12 protein-coding genes are annotated in these 14,754 nt (G+C 32.7%); 6 read left to right on the top strand and 6 right to left on the bottom strand.

Translation table 11 applies throughout. From position 1 onward, the window contains the following. The first annotated feature begins 1 nt into the window (after position 1). The 4 genes from hisF to Q0893_RS08925 all read left to right on the top strand — a co-directional run bounded on the left by hisF (position 2) and on the right by Q0893_RS08925 (position 4,251). Positions 2-757, top strand: a complete 756-nt coding sequence (hisF, locus tag Q0893_RS08940) for an imidazole glycerol phosphate synthase subunit HisF (RefSeq protein WP_299274583.1) — start codon at positions 2-4, stop codon at positions 755-757. A gap of 47 nt (positions 758-804) precedes the next feature. Continuing rightward, complete coding sequence (gene hisIE / locus Q0893_RS08935; RefSeq protein ID WP_299274580.1) at positions 805-1,404, top strand: bifunctional phosphoribosyl-AMP cyclohydrolase/phosphoribosyl-ATP diphosphatase HisIE; 600 nt, start codon at positions 805-807, stop codon at positions 1,402-1,404. A gap of 144 nt (positions 1,405-1,548) precedes the next feature. Then, positions 1,549-3,291 carry a T9SS type A sorting domain-containing protein gene (locus Q0893_RS08930; protein ID WP_299274577.1) on the top strand — a complete coding sequence of 581 codons (1,743 nt, stop codon included), beginning with the start codon at positions 1,549-1,551 and terminating at the stop codon, positions 3,289-3,291. A 177-nt stretch (positions 3,292-3,468) separates the two neighbouring features. Beyond that, a complete protein-coding gene (locus Q0893_RS08925; RefSeq protein WP_298901823.1) occupies positions 3,469-4,251 on the top strand; it encodes a tRNA pseudouridine(38-40) synthase TruA in 783 nt (260 codons plus the stop codon). Positions 4,252-4,368: 117 nt separating this feature from the next. Here the strand turns inward: Q0893_RS08925 and Q0893_RS08920 are convergent, their stop codons facing one another. The 6 genes from Q0893_RS08920 to tsaD form a co-directional block, all read right to left on the bottom strand. After that, entirely contained in the window at positions 4,369-5,613 is a 1,245-nt protein-coding gene (locus Q0893_RS08920) for a S41 family peptidase (RefSeq protein WP_299274573.1), read from the bottom strand. A gap of 95 nt (positions 5,614-5,708) precedes the next feature. Continuing rightward, positions 5,709-6,506, bottom strand: a complete 798-nt coding sequence (locus Q0893_RS08915) for a LytTR family transcriptional regulator DNA-binding domain-containing protein (RefSeq protein ID WP_299274570.1) — start codon at positions 6,504-6,506, stop codon at positions 5,709-5,711. Between the two features lie 160 nt (positions 6,507-6,666). Further along, on the bottom strand, positions 6,667-7,251 hold the full coding sequence (locus tag Q0893_RS08910) for a hypothetical protein (RefSeq protein ID WP_298901819.1): 585 nt from the start codon (positions 7,249-7,251) through the stop codon (positions 6,667-6,669). Continuing rightward, positions 7,252-7,578: a TfoX/Sxy family protein gene (locus Q0893_RS08905; protein ID WP_298901817.1), complete on the bottom strand. Its 327-nt coding sequence runs from the start codon at positions 7,576-7,578 to the stop codon at positions 7,252-7,254. 8 nt (positions 7,579-7,586) lie between these two features. Next, the gene (locus Q0893_RS08900; protein WP_298901815.1) at positions 7,587-8,033 is read right to left on the bottom strand and encodes a hypothetical protein; all 447 of its coding nucleotides are present in this window, start codon (positions 8,031-8,033) and stop codon (positions 7,587-7,589) included. A 47-nt stretch (positions 8,034-8,080) separates the two neighbouring features. Then, positions 8,081-9,103, bottom strand: a complete 1,023-nt coding sequence (gene tsaD / locus Q0893_RS08895) for a tRNA (adenosine(37)-N6)-threonylcarbamoyltransferase complex transferase subunit TsaD (RefSeq protein ID WP_299274567.1) — start codon at positions 9,101-9,103, stop codon at positions 8,081-8,083. A gap of 94 nt (positions 9,104-9,197) precedes the next feature. Here tsaD and Q0893_RS08890 point away from each other — a divergent pair, with 94 nt between their 5' ends. Together Q0893_RS08890 and pfkA are read left to right on the top strand one after the other, a co-directional pair. After that, positions 9,198-13,610 carry a translocation/assembly module TamB gene (locus Q0893_RS08890; protein ID WP_299274565.1) on the top strand — a complete coding sequence of 1,471 codons (4,413 nt, stop codon included), beginning with the start codon at positions 9,198-9,200 and terminating at the stop codon, positions 13,608-13,610. Positions 13,611-13,747: 137 nt separating this feature from the next. Beyond that, the gene (gene pfkA / locus Q0893_RS08885) at positions 13,748-14,734 is read left to right on the top strand and encodes a 6-phosphofructokinase (protein WP_298901808.1); all 987 of its coding nucleotides are present in this window, start codon (positions 13,748-13,750) and stop codon (positions 14,732-14,734) included. The last annotated feature ends 20 nt before the right edge of the window (positions 14,735-14,754 follow it).

Below are 14,754 nucleotides of genomic sequence, written 5' to 3'. Positions count from 1 at the left end.
GATGCTAAGAAAACGAATTATCCCATGCCTTGATATTAAAAACGGTAGAACAGTTAAGGGCATAAATTTTAAAGGCTTACGTGATGCTGGTGATCCGGTAGAATTGGCTAAGCAATATGCTCATTTTGGAGCAGATGAACTTGTGTTTTTAGATATTTCGGCAACCATAGAAGGGCGAAAAACAATGCGCGATATGGTTCTAAAAGTAGCCGAGCAGATTAATATCCCTTTTACGGTTGGTGGCGGTATTTCATCTGTAGAAGATGTTGCGCAACTTCTGCATTGTGGCGCAGATAAAATCTCAATTAATTCTAGTGCAGTGACATCTCCTAATTTAATAAATGAATTGTCTAGCAAATTTGGAAGTCAGTGCGTAGTGGTAGCTATAGATGCCAAGCAAGTAGATGGTGAATGGATGGTGCATTTGGCTGGAGGAACGATTCCAACTACCATTAATTTATTTGATTGGGCTAAAGAAGTGGCGTATCGCGGAGCAGGTGAAATATTATTTACGTCTATGAACAATGATGGCACCAAATTAGGTTTTGCAAATCCAGCTTTAGCTCAACTTTCTAAGCTGGTTAATATTCCAATTATTGCTTCTGGAGGTGCGGGGAGTACTGAACATTTTGTAGATGCTTTTAAAATAGGACATGCAGATGCAGCATTGGCAGCGAGCGTATTTCATTTTGGTGAAATCTCAATTTCGGATTTAAAAAAAGAATTGAATAAGAATCAAATTCCAGTACGACTATAAAAGCATAATACCATATAGACTTAACATTAATAACTGATTGTAAGACAATGAAAATAGATTATAACAAAAATAACGGACTCGTACCTGCCATTATACAAGATGCTACAACACTCAACGTACTGATGATGGGGTATATGAATGAGGAAGCATTAAATAAAACATTAGAATCGAAACTGGTAACATTTTTTAGCAGAACAAAACAGCGTTTATGGACTAAAGGGGAAGACAGTGGAAATAGTCTAAATCTTGTAGATATTAAACTTGATTGTGATGGTGATACACTTTTAATTAAAGTTAATCCAAATGGACCAACCTGTCACAAAGGTACAGATACATGCTGGGCTGAAGACAATAATCAGGATTATAGTTTTTTATCAAAATTAGAATCTATAATTTCTGATAGAAAACAAAATGCCTCTGACGACACATCCTATGTGGCTTCATTATTTTCTGAAGGTATCAATAAAATTGCACAAAAAGTAGGAGAGGAAGCCGTTGAAGTTGTGATTGAAGCCAAAGACAATAATGATGATTTATTTTTGAATGAAAGTGCCGATTTGTTATTTCATTATTTAATTCTATTACAGGCTAAAGGCTTTAATATTAACAATGTAATGTCAATTTTAGAACAAAGAAACACAAAGTAATTATGTCTTTTGTCGGGTATTTTAGCAGATAATCGATTATTATTCTTTTTCATCGAATAATATTAAATTTCATCGATTTTTTTTGGTGGTTTTGTTAACTTAAATAAACAAAAATTAGTTTAACAAATTTAACAACCAAATCTTATGAAAAACTTTACACCTACTTTAGTTTTTTTATTTTTTTTGTGTCTCTACAAATTTTCAAGTGCACAAGAAAAATTTGGATTTAACATCCAAAAACAAAACACACTCCAACAAACTAACCATCTAAACCCTTCTGATGGAGACGAACGCTTAAAACGATTATTGCCAATTACTTATACCTACGATGATGGTTGGCTTCCCAGTAGTCCAATAGGAACAGCAACTTCAATTGATACTATTATTATAGAATCAGGAACTGTAAATATTTCCGCTAACACAGTTTGTGATAACTTAGTAGTTAATCCTGGAGCAGCAATTAGTATTGATGCTGGTGCAACCCTAACGTCATCAGTTATTGATTTAAACTCTACATCTCTAATGTTTTCCAGTTTAATCGCTGACGGAACAATTATTGGCACTGTTAATTACCATCGGTATGCCTCAGAAATTGGGACTAATGATTTGATTTCGTCTCCAGTTGCCAATCAGTTGTTTGAAGATTTCGCTTTAGTTAATGTTGATGATCTAGCTGCATCTGGATTTTTAAGGGCTTTTGCTCCATATAATACAGCAACTGGAGTTTATCAAAACTATGATGTCATCAATAACGCCACTACAATAATTGAATCTGGTATTGGATATCGAGTAGCAACAATTGATGGAAGTACATTAACCTTTTCTGGATTAGTACAAACTAATGATGTATTAGGTATTCCAATCTCAGATGCATCTTCTGGTGATGGATGGAATTTAATTGGTAATCCGTATCCGTCCTACCTCGATTTTGATACATTTTTTAACTTAAATAAATCACAATTTGATGGTGCATCCTATCGAGCAATTTATGGTTATGACGGAGATGCATCAGACGGCTGGACAGTTTGGAATCAAGCAACAATTGATTCTCCAACAATAACCGAAATCATCGCGCCCGGCCAAGCCTTTTTTGTGAAAGCGAAATCAGGAGGGGGTTTAATAGACTTTACAACATCGATGCGTTGTGTTGGCACATCTGACGATTTTATCTCAGGAAAAGCAACCCCATCTTCTCCTCATTACGGACATATAAAATTAAGGATGAGTTCTGGTAATTCAAATTTCAGTACCGATTTTTACTTTAATAGTAATGCCTCAAGTGGATTTGATCCTGGATATGATGCCGCACTTTATGGTGGACCATATTCATTTTCTATTTATTCACATTTAGTTGAAAATGACACAGGTCTGGATCTCGCGATTCAGTCATTTGGTCCTAATGCTATGTATGATATTGCCGTTCCATTAGGTATTACTGTCACCCAAGGACAAGAAATCACTATTAGCATTACTGAAACAGATATGCCAGATACTATAGATATTTATTTGGAAGATACAGTTGCTAATACAGTTACACTGTTAAACACCAATGATTTCATATACACACCAACTACTGATTTATCTGGTACTGGTCGTTTTTTCCTTAGGTTCGACACTGATGTGCTTCATGTTGTTCAGTCGACCTTAGAGATTTTAAACATCTATAGCAATAATAGAGATAAAACAATTATTATTTCTGGCGAATTGCAACAAGAAACTAAAAGTAAATTATATGACACGAATGGTCGTATGGTACTTTTAAATACTCTAAACAGTGCTACTAATCAAAATAGTATCGATGTAAGCGCATTAAGTACTGGTATTTATATGTTAGAGTTAATTAATACTAACAACGAAATACGAAGGCATAAATTGATCATTCAATAAAAAGATAAAAACAACCAATCTATTAAGCTGCTATAATTATTGATTATAGCGGCTTATTTTATAACTTGTAGTGATACAGTTTAGAAAACATAAACTCCCTTTACGCGATTATAGTGATGGATGTAAGTATACTTCCAAAAATTTTGTAAAAACTTACAAAATAACGTTCTTGCTTATATGTTCAATAAACGCTTTTATTATTTAATAAAGATTCAATACTTAGGTTATCGGTTTCATGGTTGGCAGAAACAGCCCAAGCTGAAAACAATTCATTTGATGATTGATAGAACGCTAAATTTTATTTTGGATGGCGCATCGTTTAAAACATTAGGTTCTGGACGTACAGACGCCATGGTATCTGCGAACGAATCTGCTTTTGAACTCTTTGTCTACGAAAAGATTGAAGATGAAACAGCGTTTTTAGAATTGTTTAATCATAATCTTCCACAAGATTTAAGAGCCTTGACTATTGAAGAAGTTGATGCCAGTTTTAATATCATACAGCATTCAAAAATTAAAACCTATGTGTATTTGTTTACTTATGGTAAGAAGTGTCATCCGTTTTGTGCTCCAATTATGACGACTATTCTTGATGATTTAGATATCGAAATCATGAAGCAAGGTGCTAAATGTTTTGAAGGTACACATAATTTTAAGCCTTATTGTTTTAGAGCCACAGATAAAGGGCTATACGAAAGAACGATTGATAGTTGTGTGCTTGTCGAAAACACGCTATTTACTGCGAATTTTTTCCCAGAACACACATATACATTGATTGTTAAAGGAAAGGGGTTTGGACGAAACCAAATTCGTTTGATGATGGGAACACTTATTAAATTAGGTAGAGGAGAAGTGGATTTGACTTACATTGAAAACTCGTTAAAACCTGAAAGCACAGAAGTTATGGATTTTATAGCGCCTGCGTCTGGATTGATGTTACATGCTGTAACGTTTGAATAATGTAATGCTAGAATAATAAATAAAACTGCTACCAAATACTAGTTAGTAGCAGTTTATCTAATGATAAGATAAAGAAAGTTTAATCCCATATTAGAAACATGTTAATGCAATAAGTTGTTAGTTGTTTTCGTCAATAATCTCCAAAGTTTGTTCTATCCAATCCCTATCAAAATCTAATTTAATATCTGGCATAACACCTAAACCTTCATATTCAAAATACTTGTGAAAGTTCATATCGGTTGGTGTTATCTTAAAATGTCCAGATGGTGTGTCATAACTAGTACCATAATTAATACCATATGCCAGCACACCATAGGTTGTTTGACCTAAATGAATGGCACCTTTTATTTTCTTAAGTTTTAGTGTAAACTGCTCTGCATTACTTCCTGTATAGCAATTGGTTATAACATATATTTTAGCCTTGCTTTTTCTGAATAATTTTAAGAAAGGATCCGACAGTTTTTTATTTCCACCACCATTACTTCTTAAGTCAACAATTATGTGTTTTGCGGTAAATCCATTTTTATGGTTTTCATAAAAACGTCTAAAGGCCTTTTTGTTTTCTGAACTTGAACTGCTGAATTTTCCAAAATAAACATATTGAACGTCATCATTAATTTGCTTAAAATCCCAATTTGATTTGTTCTTTATATCGGTTTCATAATTATTGGTATTACCTTTTTTCTTATAACTCCAGATTCGCCCATTTTCAAGCGTTAAATTTTTTACCATAAGTAATTGTCTGCTTCTATTGTGGTAAGTGTACATGTCATATTTTCCAAATTGATTTTTTTGAGCGACGAACTTTATTTGCCCAGGCTCCCAAATTTTAATCGTGCTAGTTAAGACAACACCAACAATGGTACTATCGTTAATCTTAGTTATACCAACCGTTTGTTGTGAACCATAATTGTAAATTCCTTCGATGTCATCGTTTGATTTGACTTTTAAATTGGATTCTAATTGTGCTAAATCCATTGAAAATTTAGGATGATTTTTAAAAGCTTCGGTATTTTGAAAGGCTTGTTGTCTTTGCTCATCATAATAATCGTCTTCCGATAAATAAGTAGCCTTAGCTCTAACACTTGCATGATAATCTGTGATAACCATAAGTTGTTGGTTAAGCAGACTAAAGCAATCGGCTATTGAAATTGGAAATACCATTTTTTGAGATAAATCATTATAAGTATTCTGAAATTTGATGAGTTTATCCCCTTTAATTTGTTTTTTATATGAGGGCATTCCTTTTAGTTTTTCAACTAAAAAATCTAAATCAGATTTGCAATCACAAAGTTGAGCTTGACTAAATATTGAATTAATACTGAAGATAAAAACGATACCGAATGTGACTAAATGTTTCATAATAATTGATGTTATGTGATTAAACTTTCTGAAACAAATCTATTTTATATATCATGTTTAATTCAATTATAATGGGCGTTTGTGGTGAAATGCATTTATGCTGTGGTGAAATTTAATTGACTTTTCACATGCGCTAAGTATGTTTTAGATACTGGCACTTCGATTTGGAAAGATAACTCTAAATAATGTTTGCTCTTTTCTGTTTTCCATGATTGAAAATGAAATGGATTAACAATAAAACTGCGGTGTGTTCGTAGCAATTCTGGAAAGGATTTTTCGACCACAAATAACTTGTTTCTAATGAGTGTTTTTTTGAGAACATTTCCGCTAGAGTAAAAGACTTCAATATAATTATCTGATGATTGGATACTTATTAAATCGTTCAGTTGAAGACGCAGACTTTCATAATGTCCTTCTCCTTTAATCTCGATTTTTTGTTCCTCAAGTTTCTTATCCTTATACTTTCCGAAAGCATAACGACCAATAATAACAATAGGAAGTATGGTTAAAATGGCTGGTAACATAATGGCTTTTAAATGATACCAAAAATCATATGCATTTGGATGCCATTCTACTATAAAATGCAGATAGAAAAACCGTAAAATAGCAATTGAAATCGTTATAAATATGGCTAAGAGAAGCACTTCACTTGATCGCTTCCAAACAAACTTCTCCTTTTTGTATAACCAGTATTGAAATGGTAATACCAAACTGTATAAAAAAGCGCCAATGCCTCCATATATTGGCAAATAGATGAGTTTTTCTTTATCTCCAAACTCATTAACATCAAGAGGTTCGGTAAAATATAAGAACACAAAAATCCAAAGAGCAAGACCCAGTGCAATAATGATATGGTGCTTAATTGATGGGTCAAATGGATATTTTGTGTTCACTCGCAATAGATTATGGCTAAAAATAAAACTTCAATTAGTAACCAATAACAATACATGCAAAAATTTTGTAAAAACTTATAAAATAACGTTCATGCCCTATGGATTTTATAACGCCTGCGTTTGGATTGATGTTACATGCTGTAACGTTTGAATAATGTATTTAGGATGTAGTTTTTTTTCTAATAATCCAACTCACAAAAACTAATGCGCTAAAAACAACACAGGTTTCAATGATATGTAATGCTAGAATAAAAAATAAATCTGTGCCAAATTGAGACCCTTCAGAGATGACATCTCTATGAAAGGATGCACTTATAATTACCAACTTTTCAAACATTGCGCCAGAAAATAATGTGAGTATTGCAATTGGTAATATTAGTAAGCCAATATAACGCATCTTTGATCTTATTTTTTTAAACCAAAACAATTGGATTAAACCACAAAATAATAATGGTCGTAAAAGCATGAGCCAATATACCCAAGCATATGGGCCTTTAGCTCTTTCACTAAAAAATTTAAAATCACTAGAACTGTAGTATGATATGGTTGACAATAAATAAAGGCTAAAATAAATAATAGCCAGAATTCTAGCCACTCTGATAGCATGATGAATAAAATTAAAAATAAAAACATTCTTAAAAAACAAGTATGCAATTAAGGCAAGTATCATCATTAAAGAAAAACCAAAAAAAAGCCCATCCAAAAACTGGTTGACCGATAAAACTACAATGTAAAAATCATCCATCTATAGTTTACTTTTTGCATGCTCTAGGCCGAGTTCAATATAATGTAATAGTTCGGTTTCTGTTTTAAAGCCGTCCTGTGACACATAAACAAACTCTTTCATTGGTCGTTTAGTAAAATCCATTGGTCTCACACTATCTTTTGCTAATTCTATATCCATTTTACTTTGGATAATTCTTACCGCCAAATCTTCTTTGATAATACCAACTGTCATTTTTCCTTTGTATAAGAAAGATAAACCTCCAAACATTTTTTTTTCTGTGAAATCTTCTGGAAATAAATTGAGTTGTTCTCTTATTCGCATAGCGAGTTGTTCATTGAATGCCATAATAAATTCTAAGGTTTTGAAATCTTTAAATGTCGTATTACTGAAAAAATAATATTTACAATAAAAAACAATTGTACAACAAGTGCCGAAAAAATCAACGTCGCAATTAAAAATTGTTGGTTATCATTACTAAAGATATTTGGTGGATTAATGAATGTATAATAACTAATAATGGTTTGATATAAAAAAACAACCCCAATAGTCACATAAGTGTGGGTTTTTGTTAAAACTACATACAGTTTTATGTTCCATTTTTTAAGCATCCAATAGATTAAGCCGGCTAACACATAAAGGATACTTAGGGTTGTAGAAAGATGTCTAGTAGCTATAACATAATAAGTATCATGCAGATTAAAATCTAAAGCAGTATTCAAAAAGATATGTGAAAATTCACCAATCAAAATAATGATGAGCGCTGTTATCCAAAAATATATATGCGGAAAGTGTTTTTTCATTTTCAACTAGAATGATGTACTTACAAAGTATCTACCTTTCTTCATTCTTATAGTTTTAATCTGGCAGACGCCATTATACTTTGATCGGCATAATCACCTTCTAAATATTTTAAATGACCTACAATAGCAATCATTGCGGCATTATCTGTTGTGTATTCAAACTTAGGAATATATGTGGTCCATCCAAATTTTTGCTCTCCATTTTTTAGAGCTTCACGTATCCCTGTGTTTGCTGATACACCCCCACCAATGGCAATATGTTTAATTCCGGTTTGCTTGCTAGCCAACTTCAGTTTATCAATTAAAATTCCAATAATTGTATATTGAATAGAAGCGCAAATATCATCTAATCGCTCTTCAATAAAATTTGGATTGGCTTTTACTTGCTTCTGAACAAAATAGAGAATGGCCGTTTTTAATCCCGAAAAACTAAAATTAAGTCCGTCCACTCTGGGTTTGGTAAAAGTAAAGGCTTTTGGATTTCCTAATTTTGCTCTTCTATCTATTTCTGGTCCTGCAGGATAACCCAATCCTAATAATTTACCACTCTTGTCAAAGGCCTCTCCAACAGCATCATCAATGGTTTCACCAATAACTTCCATGTCAAAATGAGAATCTACTCTAACAATTTGAGTATGACCACCAGATATCGTCATTGCCAAAAACGGAAATGGAGGTTTTTCAAAGGTGTCTTCTTCTATAAAATGTGCAAGAATATGAGCCTTCATATGATTTACATCAATAAGTGGGATATTTAAACCATATGCCAAAGACTTTGCAAATGAAGTGCCTACCAATAAAGATCCCATTAGACCAGGACCTCGTGTAAAGGCTATTGCGCTTAGTTGTTCTTTATTGATGCTTGCTTTTTTTAAGGCTTGATCTACCACAGGAACAATATGTTGTTGGTGCGCTCGAGACGCTAATTCTGGCACAACACCGCCATATTCTTCATGTATTTTTTGATTGGCAACAATGTTGCTCAAAATTTTACCGTTATGCATTACGGCAGCCGCAGTATCATCGCAGGATGACTCTATGGCAAGAATATATATATTTTGTGATGTCATTAATATAAATTAGGCACAATAATTGTTAATTTTGAGGTCAAAGTTATAACTTTCAAAGCGTATCAAGAAATTCCTAAAAATAGTATCAAAAATATTGGCAATTATTTTGCTCTTGTTCATCATTCTGGTGTTGGTATTATCTATTCCTGCTGTTCAAACACGATTAGGAAAATATGTGACTAAAAGGGTTAATGACGACTTTGGAACAAACATCAATATTGGTAAGGTAGGACTTCAGTTTAACGGAGATGTAGAACTTAAGGAAATTTATATTGAAGATTATAAAAAAGATACCCTTATTGCTATTGATGAGCTTAACACATCTATCCTTAATTATAGAAATATTTCCAATGGCAAATTAAACTTTGGAGATATTGATATTATGGACTTGACCTTTAATGTCAAAACGTATCAAGGAGCAACAGATACTAATCTTGATATTTTTGTTGCAAAATTTGACGAAGATAATCCTAGAAAAGAGAAGAGCGAGTTTTTATTGTCCTCAAGTGATGTATCTATCTATGATGGGACTTTTAGACTTATAGATGAAAATAGAAGCACTCAAAAGGTATTAGAGTTTAAAGATCTTAATATAAACGCTACAGACTTTGTGATTGCTGGGAGTGATGTCAACGCTAGAATAAATACATTACAGTTTGAAGATAGTCGTGGAGCCTACGTAAAAAATATGTCTACAGATTTCGAGTATACTTTAGATCATATGAGTTTTGATAATTTAAGTATTAAAACTGAAAATTCTAAACTCCTCGGAAATATTCGTTTCGATTATGATCGTGAGGATTTTAAAGATTTTGAAGATAAGGTTAAAGTTACAGCCCGATTTAAAGACTCTGAAGTTTTTCTTAACGACCTCAATACGTTCTATAATGAGTTTGGAGCAAATCAAAAAGCAAGATTAAATGTTAATCTTTCAGGAACGCTTAACGACTTAAATGCCAAAAACCTTCAACTTAATGCCAGCGGAAGAAGTAGAATTTATGGAGATATAAACTTTAAAAACCTGTTTAGTAAGGAAGATGGAGATTTTTCGATGAACGGACGCTTTGATAATTTAACATCTAATTATTTTGATTTAAGGGCATTGTTGCCAAATATTCTTGGTGAGTCTATTCCTAGCGTGTTTTCAAAACTTGGAAACTTTACGATTACCGGAACGTCTTTTATAACAGATTCTACTATTGATGCCGATCTAAATATTAATACTGACCTTGGTCTTATCGTTTCAGATATGAATATGACACATGTTGATGATATTGATAATGCTAGCTACAAAGGGAATGTTGTTTTTGATGAATTCAATTTAGGCGCTTTATTAAATGATCCAAAAGTAAATACCACCTCATTTGATTTGGATGTAGATGGCAAAGGGTTTACAATAGATAATTTGAGCACACAAATTACAGGGAAAGTATTTCATATAGAATATAATGATTATGATTATAAAGATGTTGATGTTTCTGGTAAACTAGGAAATCAAATCTTTAATGGCTTGTTAGAATCGAAAGATGAAAACTTTAAATTTAAGTTTAATGGTTTGGCAGATTTATCAAAGGATATTAAGGCTTTCGATTTTAATGCCAATGTGGAATACGCCAATTTAAGAGCCCTTAATTTTATTACCAAAGATAGTATTTCTATTTTCAGAGGAAATGTAACGACCTCAATGAAAGGGGCTTCAGTTGATGATGCCTACGGAACGCTAAACTTTAAAAACACTACTTATATCAATCAAAATGATGAATATTATTTTAAAGATTTTAAGGTAGAATCTAAGTTTGAAAAAGATAAACGAGTTTTAACTATAAACTCACCAGATATCATTCAAGGAACAATGAGTGGTAATTTCAAATTTAGAGATATTGGCAAATTAGTTGAGAATTCGGTAGGTAGTATTTATACCAATTATATTCCAAATGAAATAGAAACAGATCAATACGTAGAATTCGATTTTAAAATTTATAATAAAATTGTCGAAGTCTTTTACCACGATATAGAGTTGGGGCCTAATACAACAGTAAAAGGAAGAATTGAAACCGACGAAAAGCAATTCAATTTAACTTTTAAATCGCCTCAAATTAAGCTGTTCGACTACTTTGCAAATGATATATCGGTGTTAATTGATAATAGCAACCCATTATTTAATACCTATGTTGAAATTGACACTTTGAGTACAAAATATTACGACATCTCAAAATTTAGCCTCATTAACGTAACGCAACGAGATACTTTATTTATTAAATCAGAATTTAAAGGCGGAAAGAAAAATGCCGATGATTTTGATCTTAATATGTTCTATACTATAGACGAAAACAACAAATCTGTTGTCGGATTTAGAAAATCTGATGTCACTTTTAAAGGAAATACGTGGACATTAAATGAAGAAAAGAACAACCAACATAAGGTTGTATTTACAAGAGACTTTAAAAACTTTGATATAAGCCAAATGGTCATGAACCACTTTGATGAACGTATTGAGTTATCAGGCGTGCTGAATGGTAATAATTACAAAGATCTAAAACTAGATTTTACAGATGTTGATCTCACTAAAATTACACCAAGAATAGATAGTTTGTCTCTCGAAGGACTCGTAAATGGTAAACTAGAAGTATTGCAAAAGGATGGTGTATATTTACCAAATTCGAGCGTGACCATAAGTGAATTAAAGGCAAACGATTTTGAACTAGGTGAACTGAAAGCACTAGTAAAAGGGAACCAGTCGTTAACAAATTATGATGTTGATGTGACGCTTATAAATGATAATTTAAAGTCGTTAGACGCCAAAGGAACAATAGACGTGGACTCCAATGCTATTAATTTGGATGTCGTTTTTGAGGAGTTCTTATTAGATCCGTTAGATCCTTTCGGAGAAGGCGTAATTACCAATATTAGAGGTTTGGTTTCTGGGAATGCTAAAGTCTCAGGTAGCTTAAAAGAGCCACAATTTAATGGCGATTTACTTTTAGATAATGCCGGATTAACAATTCCATACCTTAATATAGATTATAGTTTCGATTTTGATTCTCGTGTAAAATTAGAGTCACAACGCTTTATTTTTCAAGATGTAGAGATTACAGATTCAGAATTCTTTTCTAAAGCCACTTTAAATGGATTTATTGCACATCAGAATTTTTCAGATTGGAGATTAGGGTTGAAAATAGAAACCGATAGATTACTGGTCCTTGATACTGAATATGATGAAGATGAATTGTATTATGGAACCGCTTTTGTTAATGGAGTTGCAGATATTACTGGTCCTACAAATGAGTTAAAGATAGAATTTAACGGAAGTACAGCTGAAGGGACTGTATTTAAAATTCCACTCAATGACTATGAAACTTATGGGGAGAACTCCTATATCCATTTTATTACACCTGAAGAAAAAGAAGCACGTCTTAAAGGAGAGGTTGTAAATACGACGGAAATTAAAGGGCTTGAGCTCGAGTTCAACCTCTTTGTTAATCCGTATGCAGATATTGAAATTGTGATTGATAAAAACCAAGGGAGTACAATTCAAGGGAAGGGAAATGGAAATTTATTGTTTGATATCAATACTAACGGAAAGTTTCAAATGTTTGGAGATTTCCAAATTGTTGAGGGTAATTATAATTTTGCTTATGGTGGATTGGTTCAAAAGAAATTAGAGGTAGAACCAGGTGGAAGTATTCGATGGGAAGGAGATCCATTAAAGGCCAATATTGATCTTACTGCCATATATTCCACAGATGCGAATCCATCTGTATTATTAGATAATCCAATCAATAGAGAAATACCAATTGAAGTAGAAATTAATCTAGTTGGACAATTAGAACAACCTGAATCTGATTTCACCTTTAACTTTCCTAACGTAAATTCGACTATAAAATCTGAGCTCGATTATAGACTAGAGACTAAAGAAAGTCGTTTTACACAAGGAACATTTCTTTTAGTTACTGGATCATTTCAAAGTGATATTGGCTTAGGTCAACAGGCCTATGGTACAGTGTCAGATAGAGTAAATGATCTTTTAAATAGTATTTTATCTACTGGTAATGACAAAGTTCAAGCTTCTTTTGGTATTAACCCGGGAGAACAAACGGCAGAATATCAGACTGGAGACCGTTTAGACCTTACACTAAGTACAAAAATTAGTGATAGAATCTTAATTAACGGTAAAGTTGGTGTACCTATTGGTGGTGTAGACCAAACGGTAATTGCTGGTGATGTAAGAATTGATATTCTACTTAATGAAGATGGTACACTTAAAGCATCCTTTTTCAACAGAGAAAACAGCATTAGAAATTTTGGAGAAGAAATTGGATATACACAAGGCGCAGGTATTACTTATAATGTAGAATTTGATACATTTAAAGAACTTCTTGAAATCATATTTTCTGGAAAAAATAAAAAGGAAAAGAAAAAAGAGGGTGAAAAGAAGGATGAAGACCTTGAAAAATTAACACCAGACTTTATTAATATCAAATCAAAAAAGGACACAAAAGGCAATTAATTCAGCTATTTTTTAACAAAATTATTTTTTTTTATTAACGAAAACGTTTGAGTTTTTGTAGTACTGTTAAATAAAGTCCAATTCCATTTTTATTGTTGTTTTTGTTTACTAGCTTTACTTTTTGAAACAGAATTTATATGTCAAAAAAGATAAAAAAAGTTGGTGTAATGACTTCTGGAGGAGATGCTCCAGGAATGAATGCAGCCATTAGATCTGTTGTTAGAACTTGTGCATTTCACGAGATAGAATGCGTTGGCATTTATCGAGGCTATGAAGGTATGATTGAAGGCGATTTTAAAGCCATGAATGCTCGTAGTGTGAAGGGTATTATTAACAAAGGCGGAACCGTTTTAAAATCGGCACGCTCTAAAACCTTTAGAACAGCTGAGGGACGTCAACAGGCTTACGAAAAATTAACCGAAGCCAATATTGATGCTTTAGTAACCATTGGTGGTGATGGTACATTTACAGGAGCCATGATTTTTAATAAAGAATTCGATTTTCCTGTTATTGGAATTCCAGGTACAATTGACAATGATATATATGGTACTTCACATACTTTAGGTTACGACACAGCCTTAAATACAGTAGTTGATGCTATTGATAAAATTAGAGATACAGCAAGTTCTCATAATCGCTTGTTTTTCGTAGAAGTGATGGGACGTGATGTTGGGCATATAGCATTAAATGTTGGTGTTGGAGCAGGAGCCGAAGAAATTTTAATACCCGAAGAAGATTTAGGTCTCGATCGATTATTAGAATCTTTACGTCGAAGTAAACAATCGGGTAAGTCCTCAAGTATTGTTGTTGTTGCTGAAGGAGATAAAATAGGAAAAAATGTATTTGAACTTAAGGATTATGTTGATGAAAACATGTCTGAGTATGAAGTACGTGTTTCCGTTTTGGGACATATGCAACGTGGTGGATCACCTTCTTGTTTTGATCGCGTACTAGCCAGTAGAATGGGCGTAAAAGCAGTAGAAAGTTTGCTCGAGGGTAAAACAAACTACATGGTAGGTCTAATAAGTGATAAAATTGAATTAACCCCTTTGGATAAAGCCGTAAAAGGTAAATCTGAAATAAATATGGAATTATTACGAGTGTCTGATATTATGTCTACATAATAGCGACTAATTCCAACGAA

Source organism: uncultured Psychroserpens sp. (assembly GCF_947494225.1).
In the GTDB taxonomy this organism is placed as follows: Bacteria; Bacteroidota; Bacteroidia; order Flavobacteriales; family Flavobacteriaceae; genus Psychroserpens.
Note: the sequence above shows the minus strand (reverse complement) of the source record. Positions and strands in the feature narration are given on the sequence as shown.

Excerpts from the sequence above, each read along its gene's own strand:
- Q0893_RS08920 (WP_299274573.1), bottom strand. The coding sequence starts at position 5,613 with ATGAAACATTTAGTCACATTCGGTATCGTTTTTATCTTCAGTATTAAT.
- tsaD (WP_299274567.1), bottom strand. The coding sequence starts at position 9,103 with ATGACATCACAAAATATATATATTCTTGCCATAGAGTCATCCTGCGAT.
- Q0893_RS08910 (WP_298901819.1), bottom strand. The coding sequence starts at position 7,251 with ATGGATGATTTTTACATTGTAGTTTTATCGGTCAACCAGTTTTTGGAT.
- Q0893_RS08930 (WP_299274577.1), top strand. The coding sequence starts at position 1,549 with ATGAAAAACTTTACACCTACTTTAGTTTTTTTATTTTTTTTGTGTCTC.
- Q0893_RS08905 (WP_298901817.1), bottom strand. The coding sequence starts at position 7,578 with ATGGCATTCAATGAACAACTCGCTATGCGAATAAGAGAACAACTCAAT.
- hisF (WP_299274583.1), top strand. The coding sequence starts at position 2 with ATGCTAAGAAAACGAATTATCCCATGCCTTGATATTAAAAACGGTAGA.
- Q0893_RS08925 (WP_298901823.1), top strand. The coding sequence starts at position 3,469 with ATGTTCAATAAACGCTTTTATTATTTAATAAAGATTCAATACTTAGGT.
- Q0893_RS08900 (WP_298901815.1), bottom strand. The coding sequence starts at position 8,033 with ATGAAAAAACACTTTCCGCATATATATTTTTGGATAACAGCGCTCATC.
- hisIE (WP_299274580.1), top strand. The coding sequence starts at position 805 with ATGAAAATAGATTATAACAAAAATAACGGACTCGTACCTGCCATTATA.
- pfkA (WP_298901808.1), top strand. The coding sequence starts at position 13,748 with ATGTCAAAAAAGATAAAAAAAGTTGGTGTAATGACTTCTGGAGGAGAT.